This is a genomic window from Streptomyces sp. NBC_01352 (genome assembly GCF_036237295.1).
Taxonomy (GTDB): domain Bacteria; phylum Actinomycetota; class Actinomycetes; order Streptomycetales; family Streptomycetaceae; genus Streptomyces; species Streptomyces plumbiresistens.
In genome coordinates, this window is the sequence record NZ_CP108354.1 from 1,782,551 (window position 1) to 1,799,476 (window position 16,926).

The window sequence follows — 16,926 nt, forward strand, 5'->3', positions numbered from 1 at the left end:
GGTCGGCTCAGAGCTGATGCCGGCCGACGGGGAGCCGCCGCACCGCCGCGTCCGGGTCGGCGGCGGGGGCCAGGACATGCCTGCTCAGTTTCTCGCCCTCGATATCCACATTCGGCAGCACACGGTTCAGGATACGAGGCAGCCACCAGGCCCGGTGGCCGAGCAGTGCCAGGACCGCGGGCACGATCGCCATCCGGACCACGAAGGCGTCGAACGCGACGGCGGCGGCCAGCCCGACGCCCATCGTCTGGATGGTCGGGCTGTTCATGCCCACGAATCCGGCGAAGACGCTGATCATGATGATCGCCGCCGCGGCCACCACACGTCCGCTGTGCCGGAAGCCGCTGACGATCGCCTCGCCGGGGGACGCGCCATGGACGTAGGCCTCCCGCATCCGGGTGAGGAGGAAGACCTCGTAGTCCATGGCGAGGCCGAAGACGATGCCGATGATGAGAATCGGCATCAGCGACATGACCGGTCCGGTCTGTTCGATGCCGAGCAGGCCTGCCGCCCAGCCCCACTGGAAGACGGCGACGAGCACGCCGAAGGCGGCACCCACCGACAGCAGGAAGCCGAGCGCGGCCTTGACCGGGACCAGCACCGAGCGGAAGACCACCGTCAGCAGGAGCACCGCCAGGCCGATGACCACGGTCAGATAGGGGATGAGGGCGTCGGACATGGCTTCGGAGATGTCGATGTTCATCGCGGTGGTGCCGGTCACCAGGACGGCGGCGCCGGTGTCGGCCTCGACGCCGGAGACCTCGCCCCGGATCGCGTGGACCAGGTCCTTGGTCTCGCCGCTGTTCGGCGCGGTCCGCGGGACGGCGGTGAGGACGGCCGTGTCCTTGGTCCGGTTGAGGACCGGCTCACCGACCGACGCGACCCCGTCCACTCCCCGTACGGTTTTGACGACCTGGTCCGTGGTGGCCCGGGTGTCCGCGGGGTCCGAGGATGCCGACATGTCCACGACCACGGTCAACGGGCCGTTGAAGCCGGGGCCGAAGCCCTCCGACAGCAGGTCGTAGGCGCGGCGCTGGGTGGTCTCCACCGACTTCGACTCGTCTCCGGGCAGCCCGAGTTCGAGGCTCAGCGCCGGCAGTGCGAGGGCCCCGAGACCGAGTACGGAGGTCACCAGCACGGCCGCCGGTCGACGCAGCACGAACCGTGCCCAGCGGGTGCCGAGCCCAGGCCGGTCGGCGGTGGGCACCCGGCGCGGGGGCTCGCTTCCCGGCCGGCCGGCCTTGCGGACGGCGCGGGGCAGTACGCGCCGGCCGAAGAAGCCGAACAGCGCGGGGACCAGGGTCAGTGCGACGAGTACGGCAAGGGCCACGGCGCCCGCGCCGCCCATGCCCATCTTGGTGAGTTCGGGGATTCCGACGACCCCCAGCCCGACCAGGGCGATGAAGACGGTCGCGCCGGCGAAGACGACGGCGGATCCGGCCGTGCCCACCGCCCGTCCGGCGGCCTCCTCCGGCTCGCTGTCCTGGGCGAGTTCGTCGCGGAAGCGGGAGGTGATGAAGAGTGCGTAGTCGATACCGACCGCCAGCCCCAGCATCAGCGCCAGGATGGCGACGGTGGACGTCAGGCCCAGCGGAACGGCCAGCGCGGAGACCAGGCCGAAGGCTATGGCCACGCCCACGAAGGCGGTCAGCAGCGACAAACCGGCCGCGACCAGTGACCCGAGGGCGAGGACAAGCACCACCGCCGCCACCGCCACCCCGATGAGCTCCGTCGTACCGCCCAGTTCCTCTTCCGCGTCCAGGGCCGAGCCGCCGATCTCCACGGTCAGCCCCGCGTCCCGGGCCTGGCTCGCGGCGTCCTCGAGGGCGCTCTTCGTCGGCTCGGTCAGGTCGACGGCTTCCACGGCGTAGGTGACCGTGGAGTAGGCGATGGTGCCGTCCTCACTGACAGCGCCGGTCTCGAAGGGGTCGGTGGTCGACGCGACCTGATCGCCCCCGTCCAGCGAGCCGAGCGTGTCCTCGACGGCCGCCTTGTGTTCCCTGGCCGTCACCCGCTGCCCGTCCGGGGCCTGGAACACCAATCGGGCCTCGGCACCTTGGGAGTTGCTCTGGGGGAAGCGCTCGTCCAGCAGGTCGAACGCCTTCTGCGACTCGGTGCCGGGCATGGAGAGGTCCTCTTCCTCCCCGGCCGGCGCCAGAGCGGCGGCGGCGACGGCCAGCACCAGGGCCCCCAGCCACAGACCGCCCACGAGCCGGCGCCGCCGGAAGGCCCACCGTCCGATCCGGTAAAGAAATGTCGCCATTTGCTGATCACTCCAGACGCCGTGAGGCAAGGGGAATGCGTGAGATTCACGCGCCTCCCACACTTGCCTCCGGCGCCCTGCCGGACATCGTCTGCCGCCGCCGTCTTCCCCTGGTGCATCCGGACCAGCCACTCATGTGTCCTGGTGCCCACGCACTACAGGCCGACTTGAGCCGGGCGGGGCTCGATCTGAAGTTCAGTCACCTGAGCTGCAGCCGGACTTCACGCTGTGGGCGGCCTTGGCCAGGAAGAGCCAATCAACCCGACCTGGGCACTCTTCACGGGCTTCACGCTGGCGATTCGGTGGCGGTCAGGAACCCGCGAACATACCCGGCGACGGTGTCCAGGTGGCTTTCGAGCAGGAAGTGCCCACCTCCGGGAACCAGGTGGATCTCCGCGTCCGGCAGGTCCCTTCTGAAGGCACGTGCTCCGTCCGGGCCGAAGATCTCGTCGCGTGCGCCCCAGACCGCGAGGAGAGGAACCTGGCGTTCCCGGAAGTAGGCGTGCACCTGCGGGTAGAGGGGTGGATTGCTGGCGTAGTCGCGAAACAGGGCGAGCTGTACGAGGTCGTTGCCCGGCCGGTTGACCTCGCGGTGGTCGGCGGCCCAGGTGTCGGGATCGATCAGTTCGGGTCGGTCCACTCCGTGCACGTACTGCCAGCGGATGGCGTCGAGCGAGAGGGCGGTACGGACGGCAGGTTCGGTCGCGGGGCCCGGATTCTCGCAGTACGCCCATACGGGCTTCCAGAAATCCGGTACGAAGCCGTCCTCGTAGGCGTTGCCGTTCTGCGTGATCACCGCGGTGATCGCGTCCGGGGTGCGCAGGGCCAGGCGCCAGCCGATGGGTGCGCCGTAGTCCTGGACGTACAGGGCGTAGCGGGTGACGTCGAGCTGGGCCAGCAGGGCTTCGGTGATGTCGGTCAGGGAGTCGAAGGTGTAGCTGAACGCGTCCACGGGCGGGGCGTCGGAGTTGCCGAAGCCGAGGTGGTCGGGGGCGATGACGTGGAATCGATCGGCCAGCGCCGGAATGAGGTGGCGGAACATGCGTGAACTGGAGGGGAAGCCGTGCAGGAGTACGAGCGTGGGTGCCTCGCGGGCTCCTGCCTCGCGGTAGAAGACGCGCTGTCCCCGCACCGTCGCGTATTGATGGCGGACCTCAACCATACCTAACCCCTTCAATGGCTTTTGAGGGTTACCTCTCGGCGTCCAGTAGTGTAGACCTCCCTTGGGGTAACCTGTCAAACCACTTGATGGAGTTAGCCGGGAAGGTGAGGTCCGTGCTGGACGACCAAGCCCTGATGCAGGCGCTGAACAGCACCCCTGTCGTGGATGGCCGACGCCAGGACCTGTGGCGGGACGACCACGAGGTGGACGGATGGGCGCGGGAGCACGGGGGTCTCGGCAGCGATGAGGAGCGCCGGTGGCTGCGCACCGCCCGGGACGCGCTTCAGGCGGTGGAGTCGGACACGCCTGCGGAGCCCCGTCTGCGCCGAGTCCTCGCAGGCGTTCGCAAAGTCCCGCAGCCCAGCGCGTCGGGCATCGAGTGGCACCTGGAGGTGCCACCGGAGCGCAGGCTCGCCGTGGAACTCGTGCTCGCGTGGGCGGACGTCAAAGAGCGCATGCCCGGCCGTCTGCGGCCGTGCGAGAACCCTGAATGCCGCCTCTTCCTCCTGGACCGCAGTCGTGCCAACACCGCACGGTGGTGCTCGATGAAGACCTGCGGGAACCGGCTCAAAGCCCGCCGGCACCAGGCTCGAGCACGGGAGGCCCCACACCCCGAGTAGAGCGCCGGCGAGTCGGCGCCGGCAGCGAGGACGAAAGGCAGTGAACCGGAACCCCGGTATGCCTGTCGACCGGAGGGATGTCACCCACCGGCCCGCTCGCCGTCGCCCAAGTCGCGATGCGCTACCGGCTGCTGTTCGCCCTGGCTCTCGTCATCGTCGTCCGGGCCGTCCGCAGGAGGTCGACGGCACCGCCTGGCTGAACGACTTGGGGCTGTCGCCCAAGCACCGGGAGGTGCTGTACGAGACCTGCTGCACCGGCAGGTCGACGCGCGTGGCGGCCCTCGCACGGCCCTGAGTATCGTCGAGACCGCCGATGAGGAGGTCGGGGGTAAGCCCGCCTGGTGGTACCCGTCCGCGGCGTGGTGCTGCGTGCCTGTCAGGCGTCGAAACGGCCGCGCGCGCCCTCGATGTGACCGAGGTACTGGTGGGTCCAGCCACAGAGGGCATCGACCGTGGCGCGCAGGCCTTGGCCCGGCTCGGTGAGGGTGTACTCGACCCGCGGCGGCACGGTGGGGTACACCTTCCGGTCGACCAGGCCGTTGCGCTCCAGCATGCGCAGGTTCTGGGTGAGCATCTTGTGACTGACGCCCTCGACCTCGTTGCGCAACTCGCTGAAGCGCAGGGTGCGCTCGCCGAGCGCCTCGATGATCAGGAGCGCCCACTTGTTCGCGACGTCCGAGAAGATCTCCCGCGCCAGGGAGTCCGCGCGCCTCAGGTCCGCGTCCTCGGGCAGGCCGTTGAGCAGCTGCTTGGTCACCATCACGTTCCTCAGTCACCGAAAAGTGCGTTCTTCCAGGTCAGCGTTTACTCTCCTACAGTTTCCGAGTAACTACAAGAGAGCAAACCGGAGGGGCGAGCGCCATGGCCACCATCGATGCCTTCAACCACAACGTGCCGGCCGAGAGCGACTTCGGCTACTCACAGGCGATCAGGTCCGGCGAGCTGATCCACATCTCCGGACAGCTCGCGTTCGACGAGGCGGGCGAGTTTCTCCACGCGGGCGACTTCACCGCCCAGCTCAAGCAGACCTACGCCAACACGGACAAGGTCCTGGAGCACTACGGCGTCACCCGGAACCAGGTCGTCTCGCAGACCCTGTACGTGGTGAACCTGCGGCAGAACGCCGCGGCGACGGCCGAGGGCAACCTGGCGTACTTCGGCGACCACCGCCCGGCCAGCACGGTCTTGGGCGTCACCGAACTGACCTTGCCGGGCCAGGTCATCGAGATCAGCTTCGTCGTCGACACGAGGCTGCCCGCCTGAGCTCGCCCGCAGAGACCGCGACTGGCCGGCGTCGGGGCGTCGAGAAGCGGGAGAAACACCCCGCCCGGTGACGAGGTCACACCGACGGCAAAGGCACCCGGTTCACGAGGCCTTCCACCGCCCTCATGTCGAGGTACGCGCTGACCTCGACTCGATCCCTCTGTGAGGAACTGCTCGCGACTGGTGTACTGCCGTGCTGGGACGGCGCCGATCGACGCCCTGACCTGGCCCGATACCAAGCGCCCCGGCGAGTAGCCGCCCATGGAGCGGCACTCCCGCGACGGTGCACGCCGAGACCTGATGGGCCGCCGATGCCCGCCTGGCCGGCTACGGTCCCGACTACGGCCCCGACTCACCCTGCCGCTCCGATCGTGGGCACCACCGGCCTGCACCCGCCGGCCGACCTCGCCGAGAGGTATTCCGCAGCCGTCGGCACAACTGCCCAGGCCGGCAAAGCCGCAGCTCAGGCCCAGGCGGCCACCGGCACGAACGAACTGTCTCCCCGGAACAGATCCGTCCCGTCGGTCCGTTCGACCCGGAGTTGGTAGTTGTAGTGGCGCAGGTAGTAGCCGGGGTAGTTGTACGACTCGAAGCGCAGGGAGCCGCTCGTCGTGCCGGTGCGGGCGATGAACGTGGCGTCCTTCGCGAAGGTCGACGTTCCGTTGTTCGCGTCGAAGCGGGCGCGGAAGTCCCAGTGGCGCAGGTAGTTGCCGGAGGCGTCGCGGAAGGAGTAGCCGTTCGCGTCGGCGAGGCCGGCGACGACCGTGAAGGTGGAGGCCTGCTTCTCGGTGGTGGGGCTGGAGCCGCTGACCACGGGGAGATTGAGCAGGGACGACTGGGACTGCCAGTAGCGGGTGGAGAAGTTGGCCGACTGGAACGAGCGCGTCACCCCCTTCGCCAGGCTCGGCCCGCCCGACACCGTCTCCTTGACCACCGTGAAGTGCCGGGCCGTACCGGAGACGACGGGCAGCGCGGCCGGGGCGGACCAGGTGGCGAAGGTGTCGTAGCTGTCGCTGTAGTAGTAGGTGCCGTCGCCGTAGCCGTCGAAGAAGATCCGCCAGCCGCCGTTGTCGAGCTGCACCAGCGCCGCGCCCTCGCGGTAGCTGCCCCAGCCCGCCCAGTTGCCGGTCCGGCGGATCGTGTAGGGGCCGGCGAGGCTGGAGGCCGTCGCGTACTCGATGTACTTCGTCGTCTCGTTCTTCGTGAAGGCGTGGTAGGTCGAGCCGATCTTCACGAGGTACGTGTCGATGTGGTTGGCGCCGATGCCGGACAGGGCGACCGGTGAACTCCACGCGGTGAGGCCGGAGTTCGTGGCCTTCAGCAGATACGGGGTGAAGATCCACTCGTCGTTGGCCGTCGAGCAGGACACGATGACGTTCACGCTGCCGTCGCTGTCGACGAACCACTCCGGCGCCCACGCCCGGGACAGGTTGGCGATCGGGACCGTGTAGTCGTACAGGAAGGTCCAGTTGACCCGGTCGGAGCTGCGCGCGAAGCCGATGGTGGTGCTCGGGTCCTGCCAGGTGTGGGTCGTGTAGGTGATGTAGTAGTAGCCGTTGGTGTGCTTGAAGATGCTCGCGTCGCGGATGCGGTTGCTCGGCGGCGTGTAGGCCGACGACTTGGCCAGGCGGAAGTCGGTGGCGTCGTCGGACTGGTAGACGTTCACGGTGCCGTCGTTGCTGTCGAGGAACGGCACGATGGTGTAGCGGGTCGCGGAGCCGCTCGGCGGGGCGGCGGCGGAGGCGGTGCCGAGCAGTCCGGGCGCCTCGCCCAGGACGAGCGCCGAGGCGGGCAGGACGGTCATCGCCCGCAGCAGTGTGCGGCGCGACGGCATGGGGGGTCGAGTGGTCACGGGCGGCTCTCCCTCGGACACAAGCACACATGCGGCTCTGACGTTCGATATTCCGAACTCGGTTCGGAAAGTCGATCAGAAGGTAGGGGTGAGGGTCGGGGGCGTCAATGGTTTGCGCACGAGTCCGTGGGCCCCGTGGGAAAGCTGTGGCGTGCACCGATGCCGACCGTGCGCCGGCTCTGCCGCGCGGGGCGTTCCGTCGCGCCCCGCCGGACGTTACCGTTCGGTAGACAGTGCCGTCCCGGAGGTGCCCCGCATGACGTCCGACCGTTCCGCAGGCCTCGCGGAGTCCGCCCGTGCGCTCGCCGACGGGGAGGTGACGTCCCGGTCGCTCGTGGAGGCGGCGCTGGCCCGGATCGAGGCCACGCAGACCTCGCTGAACGCCTTCCGGATCGTACGGACCGAGTCGGCGCTCGCCGAGGCCGAGGCCGCGGACAGGGAACTGGCCGCCGGGGTGCGCAAGCCGCTGCTCGGGGTGCCGGTGGCGGTCAAGGACGACATGGACGTGGCGGGCGAGCCGACCGCGTTCGGCTGCCGGGGCGAGTTCCCGCCGGTCGCCAAGGACGGCGAGGCGGTACGACGGCTGCGCGCGGCCGGAGCCGTGATCGTCGGCAAGACCAACACCTGCGAGTTCGGACAGTGGCCGTTCACCGAGGGGCCCGCCTTCGGCGCGACGCGCAATCCGTGGAGTACAGAGCACACGCCGGGCGGCTCCTCCGGCGGTTCGGCCGCCGCCGTCGCCGCCGGTCTGGTGCCGGCCGCGCTCGGTTCGGACGGCGCCGGCTCGGTGCGGATCCCGGCCTCCTGGACCCACCTGATCGGCATCAAGCCGCAGCGCGGCCGGATCTCCACCTGGCCGCGCGGCGAGTCCTTCCAGGGCATCACGGTCAACGGCACGCTCGCCCGTACGGTCGCCGACGCCGCCCTGCTCCTGGACGCGGCGGCCGGCAACCACGACCTCGACCCGCACCGGCCGCCGGCCGTCGACGCCCTGCAGGCCACCCGGCGCGACCCCGGCCGGCTGCGCATCGCGCTCTCCCTGAAACCGCCGTTCACCGCGCTGCCCGCGCGACTCCAGCCGGAGGTCCGGGCCAGGGTCGTCCAACTCGCCGAGGAGCTCGGCGACTTGGGGCACATCGTCGAGGAGGCCGATCCGCCCTACGGGCAGATCGGGCTGACCTTCGTGCCCCGCGCCACGGCCGGACTCGCCGAGCGCGTCCGCGAGGCGCCCTTCCCCACCCTCCTCGACCGCCGCACCCGCGACGCCGCCCGGCTGGGCGGGCTGCTCGGCGGGGTGCCGCTGCGGGCGGCGCGGCGGGCCGAGGCGGTCCTGCACCGGCGTATCGGCACGTTCTTCACGACGTACGACGTGATCCTCGCGCCGACGACGGCCGCTCCCCCGCCGCGCATCGGCGCGCTGCTGGGCCTCGGCGGACTGGCCACCGACCGTGCGATGATCGCGGCCTGTCCGTACGCCTGGCCGTGGAACGTGCTGGGCTGGCCCGGGGTGAACGTCCCGGCCGGATTCGTCGGCGGCGGTCTGCCGGTCGGCGCCCAGTTGCTCGGTCCGGCGAACAGCGAGCCGCTCCTGATCTCCCTCGCCGCGCAGTTGGAGGCGCGACTGCGCTGGCACACGGCCTGGCCGCCGGAGCACGCGGTCACGGATTCCCCGGCCGCGTAACGGCGTTCGGCCCGTACCCTGTGACCATGGACGACGCGTCGATGGTCGGGCTGATGGGGCGGGTCACGGGGGCGATCGGGCCCGGGCTCGTCGGCGAGGTGATCGTCCGGGTGCGCGGCGGCGCCGAGCACTTCCTCGCCTACCCCGCCACCGGCACGGACCGCATCGAGCGGGGCACGGTGGTCATGGTCGTGGAGTACCTGCCGCCGAGGACCGTCTACGTCCAGGCGGCGTACGACAGTTGAGCCCGCTTCCCCGCAGGTGAGACTGGTTTGTATCAAGGTTTCGACAAGGATGCGCCAGCGTCTGTACCCCGGCGTCGCACAGGCGCACACTCCCTTTCGTTCGGTGCCGAAAGGGCACCATCACAAGGGGGCGTATGCCGATGGTTGTCGGCGTCGTTGCGGGGGTGGCGGTTGCCGCCGTCCTCGTTCTGATCGGTCTGTTCAAGATGATGTGGCGTGTCGCGGAACCGAACGAGGCACTGATCATCTCCGGCTCCAAGCACAAGACGGAGGGCCTCGAGGCGGGCATGGGCTTCCGTATCGTCACCGGACGCGGCACGCTCGTGCTGCCCGGAGTGCAGGCGGTGCGCAAGCTCTCGCTCGACCTGAACGAGACCGAACTGCATGTGGACTGCGTGACCCACCAGGGCATTCCGCTCAAGGTGCGGGGCGTGGTCATCTTCAAGGTGGGCGACGACTTCGTGTCGATCGCGAACGCGGGCCGCCGTTTCCTCGACCAGCAGAAACTGATGTCGGAGCGGGTGCACAACGTGTTCGCCGGTCATCTGCGGTCCATCGTGGGCGGGTTGACGGTCGAGGACATGATCCGCGACCGGGAGAAGCTCACCGGGCAGACCCGGGCGGCCTGCGGCACGGAGATGGAGAAGCTGGGTCTGATCGTGGACTCGCTGCAGATCCACGAGATCGAGGACCCGACCGGGTACATCCAGAACCTGGCGATGCCGCACGCGGCGGCCGTCCAGCGGGACGCGCGGATCGCGCAGGCGGAGGCCAACCGCCTGGCCACGGAGGCCGAGCAGCAGTCGTACGCGCGGATGGCCGAGGCGACCCGGGACAGCGAGATCCTCCAGGCCGGCTACCAGGCCGAGCGGGACAAGGCGGGTGCGAAGGCCCGCCAGGCCGGACCGCTCGCCGACGCCGCCGCCCGGCAGGAAGTCGTCGTCCAGGAGACGCGGGTCGCCGAGCTGGAGGCGCAGCGGCGTGAGCAGCAGCTCCAGGCGGACGTCCGCAAGCCGGCGGACGCGCAGGCCTACGAGAAGCGGACGATGGCCGAGGCGGAGCGCGACGCACGCATTTCGGCGGCCCAGGCCAAGGCGAAGGAGACGGAGCTCGCGGCCGCGGCCGAGGCGACCCGGGTCAAGACGGCCGCGGGCGCGGAGGCCGAGGCCACCAAGGCCCGGGGCACCGCCATGGCGGCGGCCACGCGTGCCACCGGTGAGGCCGAGGCGGCCGCGGCGCAGGCCAGGGGTCTCGCCGAGGCCGAGGCGGCCAAGGCCAAGGGACTCGCGGAGGCGGACGCCATCAAGGCGCGCGCCGCCGCCCTCGCCGAGAACCAGGAAGCCGTCGTCGCCCAGCAACTCGCCGAGAACTGGCCGGAGATCGTGCGGGCCGGAGCGTCCGCCTTCGACAGTGTCGACAACATGGTGGTCCTCAACGGCGCCGACGGCATGGCCGACATGCTCACCAAGGCGCTCACCATGGGCGGCACGGGCCTCGGTCTGGCCCGGCAGCTGCTCGCCTCGATGAACCAGAACGGGCAGGCCCTGAACGGGACTTCGTCCCTCAACGGGGCTGTCCCGCCGCCGGTGCAGAAGGTGCCGGTGGACAAGGACGGGGGATGACGGACGAGGGGTGAGAGAACCGGGCGAGGGGTGAGAGAACCGGCTCGGGGACGCGGGCTCCAACGTTCGGCGGCGCGGGCTCTAACGTTACGCCCGTGACTGCGTCTATCGATGAGAACGTCCCCGGCCGGTTCGGCCCCTCCGCGACCACCCAGGCGGACCCCCGTGAGGTCGGCCGGGTGCGCACGGAGTACTCGCCCGCGCACGACGGGGACCCGGATCCCGGCGAGATCGTCTGGACCTGGGTCCCCTTCGAGGAGAACGACGGCCGGGGCAAGGACCGCCCCGTGCTCGTCGTCGCCCGCGAGGCCGGCGGCACCTTCCTCGCCGTCCAGCTGTCGAGCAAGCGGCACGACGGCGACCGGGAGTGGGTGCCGATCGGCAGCGGGCCCTGGGACCGGACGGGGCGGGACTCGTGGGTCGACGTGGACCGCGTACTGCGCCTGCACGAGGGCGGTATGCGCCGGGAGGCGTGCGCCCTGGACCGCATGCGGTTCAACCTGGTCCGGCACCGGTTGGGGGAACGCTACGGCTGGAGCTGACGCTCCGGAAACGCCCGTACGAACGCCTCTCGGACCACGTTCCCCGTCGTCCGGTCCAGGATTCCGAACGCCACGTGCTCGAAGGCCCCGGCGAACCGGCCGCCGGGGCCGAGCAGCGCCCGGAACGCGCCCGCCACCTGCGCCGGATCGTTCTGGAACACCCCGCAGCCCCACGCACCGAGGACCAGCCGCCGGTAGCCGTGGGCGGCCGCGACCTCCAGCACCCGCTCGGCCCGTACCGCCAGGGCCCGCGGCAGCTCGGCCGCGCGCTCCGGTGCCGTACGGACGATGACTCCGGCGTTGGGTGCGGCAGCCGTCAGGAAGCCGGCGGTGTACGGCGCGTCCAGAAGGCGGCCGCGGTCGTCGCGGAAGACGGGCACGGCCGGGGAGTGGATGACACGATCCGTGTAGAACGGGTCGCGGTGGGTGCGGTGGTGGTCGTAGAACTGCCGGACCTCGACCAGGCAGGTGTACAGCGCGGAGGCCCGGCACAGGGCCTCTTCCTGAGCCTGGGCGCCGTTGAGATAGCCGCCGCCCGGATTGCGGGCCGAGGAGAAGTTCAGGACGGCCACCCGCCCGCCCAGCCGACGGGCCGCCTCCAGGCTGCTTTCGCCCGTGACCTGGAACAACGTGTCAGCCGTGGAGATCTCCGGCACCCGCACCGGCTCCGGCCCGTACATCCGCGTGCCGTCCCGGGCCGCCTCGATCTCGGCGGCGACGGGCACCTCGCGGCCGTCCGGCGCGCGGTAGCTCCCCGCCGCCACGATCTGTTCCGTGTGCTGCGCGACGGCACGCAGGCGCGCGCTCATGGCGCGACCCCCGTGCGCGCCACGACCGCGCGCCGCGCGATCTCCCCCGTCATCTCCCCCGCCCTCTCCCCCGTCGTGCTCATAGACGCATCCTGAGCGATTCTGGTCCTGCGGTGCAACGGAGTTTCCGGGGTCTGTCCGCCCCCGGAAACTCCTGGAGAACACCCAGGAAACGGAGATTCCCGGCCCCGATTGCGATGATGTGCACCCTTGTGCGAACGGACGCGAGGGTCTTGGGTGGAACGAGTGACGTCGGCCCGCCTCACCAGATCCCGGGTCGACGGCATGGTGGAATCTCAGGAGGATCCCGACATGTCCGATACGCCGAGTGACTGTACGGAGCCCCGTACCGCGGTCACCGAAGCCGAGGTGGAGGCCCTGGTCCGGGGCATCTGCTTCAAGACCGGTCCACCCCGAAAACTCGGGGTCGAAGTGGAATGGCTCGTCCACGAGCTGCGCACTCCGCAGCTCCCCGTGACACCCGAACGACTCGCGGCGGCCTACGCCGCACTGCGAACCGTGCCTCTGAGGTCGGCGCTCACCACAGAGCCCGGCGGCCAGCTGGAACTGAGCTCGCCGCCCGCCGCCTCCCTGATGGAGTGCATCGGTATCGTCTCCGCCGACCTCACCGCCGTCCGTGCGGTACTGGCCGAGGACGGCCTCGGTCTCGTCGGCATCGGCCAGGATCCCTGGCACACGCCCCGCAGGTTCCTGCGCGAGCCGCGCTACGACGCCATGGAGGCCTGCCTCGACCGCACCGGCCCGGCCGGCCGCGCCATGATGTGCACCTCCGCCTCCGTCCAGGTCTGCCTGGACGCCGGTCACGAGGAGCCCGGTCCGCTCGGTCTCGGGCGGCGCTGGTGGCTGGCGCACCAGCTGGGCGCGGTCCTGGTGGCCGCGTTCGCGAACTCCCCCGCCGCCGGGCACGAGCCCACCGGCTGGCTGTCCAGCCGCCAGCTGCTGTGGATGGAGATAGGCGCCGGCCGGGCGGGCGCTCCCCCGCTCGACGTGGATCCGCGCACCGCCTGGGCCCGGCATGTGCTGGACGCCCCGGTGATGTGCGTACGCCGCGACGGCGGCCCGTGGGACGTGCCCGAGGGGCTGACGTTCCGGGAGTGGACCAGGTCCGGGGCGCCCGAGCCGCCGACCCGGGAGGATCTCGACTACCACATCAGCACGCTGTTCCCGCCGGTCAGACCCCGCGGGCATCTCGAACTGCGCATGATCGACGCCCAGCCGGGCGACGACGGCTGGATCGTGCCGCTGGCGGTGACGACGGCGCTCTTCGACGACCCGGAGGCCGCCGAGACCGCCTACCGGATCGTGAAGCCGCTGGCCGAGCGGTCCCTGTCGCTGCCCGCGCCGCACAATCCGCTGTGGACCGAAGCGGCCCACCGCGGCCTGAACGACCCCGAGTTGCACGAGGCGGCCGTCGCCTGTTTCGCGGTCGCCCTGGAGGCCCTGCCCCGGCTCGGCGCCACCACCGAGGTCGTCGACGCCGTGCGGGAGTACCGGGACCGGTTTGTGGTCCCCGGCCGCTGCCCCGCCGACGACCTGCTCGACCACATGCGCGACACGGACCAGAGCCCGCGCGACACGGAACGACACCTGCGCGGTACGGACCACTCCGGGCCCCGGCTGCACGCCACCGGAGGGACGCCCACCGCCCACGGGAAGGACATCCGCACATGACCGACCCCGCCCCCTCCCTCGACGCCGACGCCTCCCTCGACGCCGAGGCCTTCCGCGACCGGGCGCTGAGCACCCTCGTCACCGCCCGGGAACGCACCACCCTCCTCACCAGCTGCGTGGAGGGGCCGGACCTGACCGCGCAGCACTCGCCTCTGATGTCGCCGCTGGTGTGGGACCTCGCCCACATAGGCAACCAGGAGGAGCAGTGGCTGCTGCGGACCGTCGCCGGGCAGGAGGCGATACGGCCCGAGATCGACAGCATCTACGACGCCTTCGAGCACCCGCGCTCCGAGCGGCCCTCGCTGCCCCTGCTGGCGCCCGCCGAGGCCCGCTCGTACGCGGCGGACGTACGCGGCCGGGTGCTGGACGTACTGGAGCGCACCGCGTTCCACGGGACGCGGCTGACGGAGGCGGGCTTCGCCTTCGGGATGATCGCGCAGCACGAACAGCAGCACGACGAGACGATGCTGATCACCCATCAGCTCCGCAGGGGCCCGCAGGCCCTGACCGCCCCGGACCCGGACCCGGTACCGCTGTACACCGGCCGGGCCGAAGTCCTGGTCCCCGGCGGCCCGTTCATGATGGGCACGTCGTCGGAGCCGTGGGCACTGGACAACGAACGCCCGGCGCACCCGCGCGAGGTGGCACCGTTCCACATCGACACGACTCCGGTGACGAACGGCGCCTATCAGGCGTTCATCGAGGACGGCGGCTACGACGACGAGCGCTGGTGGACGGCGGCGGGCTGGGCCCACATCCGGCAGCACTCCATCCACGCGCCGCTGTACTGGCGCCGTGACGGCAGGCAGTGGCTGCGGCGCCGCTTCGGCGTGACCGAGGTCGTCCCGCCCGAGGAGCCGGTCCTGCACGTGTGCTGGTACGAGGCCGACGCGTACGCCCGCTGGGCCGGACGCCGGCTGCCCACCGAGGCCGAGTGGGAGAAGGCCGCTCGGTACGACCCGGCGGGCGACCGCTCGACGCGCTACCCGTGGGGCGACGCCGACCCGGGGCCCGAGCACGCCAACCTGGGCCAGCGGCATCTGCGCCCGGCGCCGGCCGGCAGCTACCCAGAGGGCGAATCCCCGCTCGGCGTACGGCAGTTGATCGGTGACGTGTGGGAGTGGACGGCGAGCGACTTCCTGCCGTACCCGGGGTTCCAGGCGTTCCCGTACAAGGAGTACTCGGAGGTCTTCTTCGGCCCCGACCACAAGGTGCTGCGCGGCGGCTCGTTCGCCGTGGACGCGGTGGCCTGCCGGGGCACGTTCCGCAACTGGGACTACCCGATCCGCCGGCAGATCTTCTCCGGGTTCCGCACGGCCCGTTCGGGAGCCGTCTGATGTGCCGTCACCTGGCATACCTGGGCCCGGCGGAGCCGCTCGGCCGGATCCTCGTGGAGCCGCCGCACAGCCTGTACCGGCAGTCGTGGGCGCCGCGGCGGCAGCGGTACGGGACGGTCAACGCCGACGGTTTCGGCGTCGGTTGGTACGCCGAGGGCGATCCGGTGCCGGCCCGCTACCGCCGGGCCGGGCCCATCTGGGCGGACCAGTCCCTCGCCGACCTGGCGAGGGTGGTCCGCTCGGGGGCCGTGCTCGCCGCCGTACGGGACGCGACCCTGGCGGGCGCGGACGCGGAGGCCGCGGCGGCACCGTTCGCCACCGGCCCCTGGCTGTTCAGCCACAACGGCGCGGTCACGGGCTGGCCGGGTTCGCTGGCGCCCCTCGTGGCGGGCCTGCCCGCCACGGACGTGCTGTCGCTGGAGGCGCGCAACGACTCGGCGCTCGTGTGGGCGCTGGTCCTGGCCCGGCTGCGCGAGGGCGACGAGGCGGGCCAGGCGCTCGCCGAAGCCGTCCTGGAGGTCGCCGCGGCGGCCCCCGGCTCCCGGCTCAACCTGCTGCTGACCAACGGCGAGAGCATCACGGCGACGGCCTGGGGCGACACCCTCTGGTACCTCTCGGAGCCCGGCCGCCGCACGGTCGTGGCCTCCGAGCCCTACGACGACGATCCGCACTGGCAGGAGGTCCCCGACCGCACCCTGCTCGCCGCGAGCCGCACCGACGTGCTGCTCACCCCGCTCAAGGAGCCGAGCGACGCACTGGCACCCGCACTTCCGAAGGAGCCCCGCACGTGAGTCCGTTCCTTCTCACCCGCACCCTGCCCGAGGACGCCACGGACGCCGCCCTGCGCGCCGACGTCCTCCAGGGCCTGACCCACACCCCCAAGACACTGCCGCCGAAGTGGTTCTACGACGCCCACGGCAGCGAGCTGTTCGAGCAGATCACCGAACTGCCCGAGTACTACCCGACCCGCGCCGAGCGGGAGATCCTGGTCGCCCGCTCCGGGGAGATCGCGGCGGCGACGCGCGCCCACACCCTGATCGAGCTGGGCTCCGGCTCCTCGGAGAAGACGCGCCACCTCATCGAAGCGCTGAACAACCTGAGCACGTACGTCCCGGTCGACGTCAGCGAGAGCGCCCTCACCCAGGCCGGGCACGCGCTCATCGACGAGCACCCCGGCCTCCAGGTGCACGCCCTCATCGCCGACTTCACCGCGCGGCTCACACTGCCGGACACGCCCGGCCCGCGGCTGCTGGCGTTCCTCGGCGGCACGATCGGCAACCTGCTGCCGGTGGAGCGGGCCGCGTTCCTGGCCTCCGTGCGCGACCTGCTCTCCCCGGGCGACGCGCTGCTCCTCGGCACGGACCTGGTCAAGGACGAGAAGGTCCTGGTCAGGGCGTACGACGACGCGGCCGGCGTGACGGCCCAGTTCAACAAGAACGTCCTGACCGTCGTCAACCGTGAGCTGGGCGCCGACTTCGACCCCGCGGCCTTCGACCACGTGGCCCTGTGGGACGCCCGGCACGAGTGGATAGAGATGCGGCTGCGCTCCCGTACGGCACAGACCGCGAAGATCCCGGCGCTCGACCTGGCGGTCGACTTCGCGGCCGGCGAGGAACTGCGCACCGAGGTGTCGGCCAAGTTCCGCAAGGAGGGCGTGCGCGCCGAGCTGTCCGCGGCGGGTCTCGACCTGGCCCACTGGTGGACCGACGAGGAGGGCAGGTTCGCGCTGTCGCTCAGCGTGGCGCGGTGACGTGTGTGCCCCAAGCCGTCTCGCGCTCCGCCGCGGCTTGGGGCACGGTGGAATGACGCGCCCGACTCACAGGTGACACGGCCGTCAC

General features: G+C 71.1%; 16 protein-coding genes. 11 read left to right on the plus strand and 5 right to left on the minus strand.

Annotated elements, in window-relative coordinates; genetic code table 11:
• Nucleotides 1-7: 7 nt before the first annotated feature.
• Nucleotides 8-2,263: an MMPL family transporter gene (locus OG252_RS08545; protein WP_329334941.1), complete on the minus strand. Its 2,256-nt coding sequence runs from the start codon at nt 2,261-2,263 to the stop codon at nt 8-10.
• A 286-nt stretch (nt 2,264-2,549) separates the two neighbouring features.
• Nucleotides 2,550-3,425: an alpha/beta fold hydrolase gene (locus tag OG252_RS08550; RefSeq protein ID WP_329334943.1), complete on the minus strand. Its 876-nt coding sequence runs from the start codon at nt 3,423-3,425 to the stop codon at nt 2,550-2,552.
• A 113-nt stretch (nt 3,426-3,538) separates the two neighbouring features.
• On the opposite strand from OG252_RS08550, the gene OG252_RS08555 reads away from it, so the two are divergent.
• Both OG252_RS08555 and OG252_RS08560 read left to right on the plus strand, forming a co-directional pair.
• The gene (locus OG252_RS08555) at nt 3,539-4,045 is read left to right on the plus strand and encodes a CGNR zinc finger domain-containing protein (RefSeq protein ID WP_329334945.1); all 507 of its coding nucleotides are present in this window, start codon (nt 3,539-3,541) and stop codon (nt 4,043-4,045) included.
• A gap of 77 nt (nt 4,046-4,122) precedes the next feature.
• The gene (locus OG252_RS08560) at nt 4,123-4,245 is read left to right on the plus strand and encodes a hypothetical protein (protein ID WP_329334947.1); all 123 of its coding nucleotides are present in this window, start codon (nt 4,123-4,125) and stop codon (nt 4,243-4,245) included.
• 176 nt (nt 4,246-4,421) lie between these two features.
• Here OG252_RS08560 and OG252_RS08565 read toward each other — a convergent pair whose 3' ends face one another.
• Nucleotides 4,422-4,805: a winged helix-turn-helix transcriptional regulator gene (locus OG252_RS08565; protein ID WP_266450857.1), complete on the minus strand. Its 384-nt coding sequence runs from the start codon at nt 4,803-4,805 to the stop codon at nt 4,422-4,424.
• Between the two features lie 101 nt (nt 4,806-4,906).
• Between OG252_RS08565 and OG252_RS08570 the strand changes: the two genes are divergently transcribed.
• Complete coding sequence (locus tag OG252_RS08570; protein ID WP_329334950.1) at nt 4,907-5,308, plus strand: RidA family protein; 402 nt, start codon at nt 4,907-4,909, stop codon at nt 5,306-5,308.
• A 463-nt stretch (nt 5,309-5,771) separates the two neighbouring features.
• Here OG252_RS08570 and OG252_RS08575 read toward each other — a convergent pair whose 3' ends face one another.
• Nucleotides 5,772-7,160: a glycoside hydrolase family 43 protein gene (locus OG252_RS08575; protein WP_266450855.1), complete on the minus strand. Its 1,389-nt coding sequence runs from the start codon at nt 7,158-7,160 to the stop codon at nt 5,772-5,774.
• 256 nt (nt 7,161-7,416) lie between these two features.
• Between OG252_RS08575 and OG252_RS08580 the strand changes: the two genes are divergently transcribed.
• From OG252_RS08580 to OG252_RS08595, 4 genes are all read left to right on the plus strand, one after another.
• Nucleotides 7,417-8,841: an amidase gene (locus tag OG252_RS08580; RefSeq protein WP_329334953.1), complete on the plus strand. Its 1,425-nt coding sequence runs from the start codon at nt 7,417-7,419 to the stop codon at nt 8,839-8,841.
• Between the two features lie 26 nt (nt 8,842-8,867).
• Nucleotides 8,868-9,086, plus strand: a complete 219-nt coding sequence (locus OG252_RS08585; RefSeq protein WP_266450852.1) for a hypothetical protein — start codon at nt 8,868-8,870, stop codon at nt 9,084-9,086.
• Between the two features lie 134 nt (nt 9,087-9,220).
• Entirely contained in the window at nt 9,221-10,708 is a 1,488-nt protein-coding gene (locus tag OG252_RS08590) for an SPFH domain-containing protein (protein ID WP_329334955.1), read from the plus strand.
• A gap of 95 nt (nt 10,709-10,803) precedes the next feature.
• Nucleotides 10,804-11,250: a type II toxin-antitoxin system PemK/MazF family toxin gene (locus OG252_RS08595; RefSeq protein WP_266450850.1), complete on the plus strand. Its 447-nt coding sequence runs from the start codon at nt 10,804-10,806 to the stop codon at nt 11,248-11,250.
• Here the strand turns inward: OG252_RS08595 and OG252_RS08600 are convergent.
• Nucleotides 11,235-12,059 carry a TIGR02452 family protein gene (locus OG252_RS08600; RefSeq protein ID WP_329334958.1) on the minus strand — a complete coding sequence of 275 codons (825 nt, stop codon included), beginning with the start codon at nt 12,057-12,059 and terminating at the stop codon, nt 11,235-11,237. The two genes, OG252_RS08595 and OG252_RS08600, sit on opposite strands and share 16 nt — an antisense overlap.
• Before the next feature lie 312 nt (nt 12,060-12,371).
• Here OG252_RS08600 and egtA point away from each other — a divergent pair, with 312 nt between their 5' ends.
• Genes egtA through egtD form a run of 4 tightly spaced genes read left to right on the plus strand, consistent with a single transcriptional unit; the run spans nt 12,372 to nt 16,838 of the window.
• Entirely contained in the window at nt 12,372-13,751 is a 1,380-nt protein-coding gene (egtA, locus tag OG252_RS08605) for an ergothioneine biosynthesis glutamate--cysteine ligase EgtA (protein ID WP_329334959.1), read from the plus strand.
• Nucleotides 13,748-15,088 carry an ergothioneine biosynthesis protein EgtB gene (gene egtB, locus OG252_RS08610; protein ID WP_329334962.1) on the plus strand — a complete coding sequence of 447 codons (1,341 nt, stop codon included), beginning with the start codon at nt 13,748-13,750 and terminating at the stop codon, nt 15,086-15,088. Before egtA ends, egtB begins: the two co-directional genes overlap by 4 nt.
• On the plus strand, nt 15,088-15,879 hold the full coding sequence (gene egtC, locus OG252_RS08615) for an ergothioneine biosynthesis protein EgtC (RefSeq protein WP_329334964.1): 792 nt from the start codon (nt 15,088-15,090) through the stop codon (nt 15,877-15,879). Before egtB ends, egtC begins: the two co-directional genes overlap by 1 nt.
• On the plus strand, nt 15,876-16,838 hold the full coding sequence (gene egtD, locus OG252_RS08620; RefSeq protein WP_329334966.1) for an L-histidine N(alpha)-methyltransferase: 963 nt from the start codon (nt 15,876-15,878) through the stop codon (nt 16,836-16,838). Before egtC ends, egtD begins: the two co-directional genes overlap by 4 nt.
• Nucleotides 16,839-16,926: the final 88 nt, after the last annotated feature.

Excerpts from the sequence above, each read along its gene's own strand:
- OG252_RS08545 (WP_329334941.1), bottom strand. The coding sequence starts at position 2,263 with ATGGCGACATTTCTTTACCGGATCGGACGGTGGGCCTTCCGGCGGCGC.
- OG252_RS08550 (WP_329334943.1), bottom strand. The coding sequence starts at position 3,425 with ATGGTTGAGGTCCGCCATCAATACGCGACGGTGCGGGGACAGCGCGTC.
- OG252_RS08560 (WP_329334947.1), top strand. The coding sequence starts at position 4,123 with ATGTCACCCACCGGCCCGCTCGCCGTCGCCCAAGTCGCGATGCGCTAC.
- OG252_RS08565 (WP_266450857.1), bottom strand. The coding sequence starts at position 4,805 with ATGGTGACCAAGCAGCTGCTCAACGGCCTGCCCGAGGACGCGGACCTG.
- OG252_RS08570 (WP_329334950.1), top strand. The coding sequence starts at position 4,907 with ATGGCCACCATCGATGCCTTCAACCACAACGTGCCGGCCGAGAGCGAC.
- OG252_RS08580 (WP_329334953.1), top strand. The coding sequence starts at position 7,417 with ATGACGTCCGACCGTTCCGCAGGCCTCGCGGAGTCCGCCCGTGCGCTC.
- OG252_RS08585 (WP_266450852.1), top strand. The coding sequence starts at position 8,868 with ATGGACGACGCGTCGATGGTCGGGCTGATGGGGCGGGTCACGGGGGCG.
- OG252_RS08590 (WP_329334955.1), top strand. The coding sequence starts at position 9,221 with ATGCCGATGGTTGTCGGCGTCGTTGCGGGGGTGGCGGTTGCCGCCGTC.
- OG252_RS08600 (WP_329334958.1), bottom strand. The coding sequence starts at position 12,059 with ATGAGCGCGCGCCTGCGTGCCGTCGCGCAGCACACGGAACAGATCGTG.
- egtA (WP_329334959.1), top strand. The coding sequence starts at position 12,372 with ATGTCCGATACGCCGAGTGACTGTACGGAGCCCCGTACCGCGGTCACC.
- egtB (WP_329334962.1), top strand. The coding sequence starts at position 13,748 with ATGACCGACCCCGCCCCCTCCCTCGACGCCGACGCCTCCCTCGACGCC.
- egtC (WP_329334964.1), top strand. The coding sequence starts at position 15,088 with ATGTGCCGTCACCTGGCATACCTGGGCCCGGCGGAGCCGCTCGGCCGG.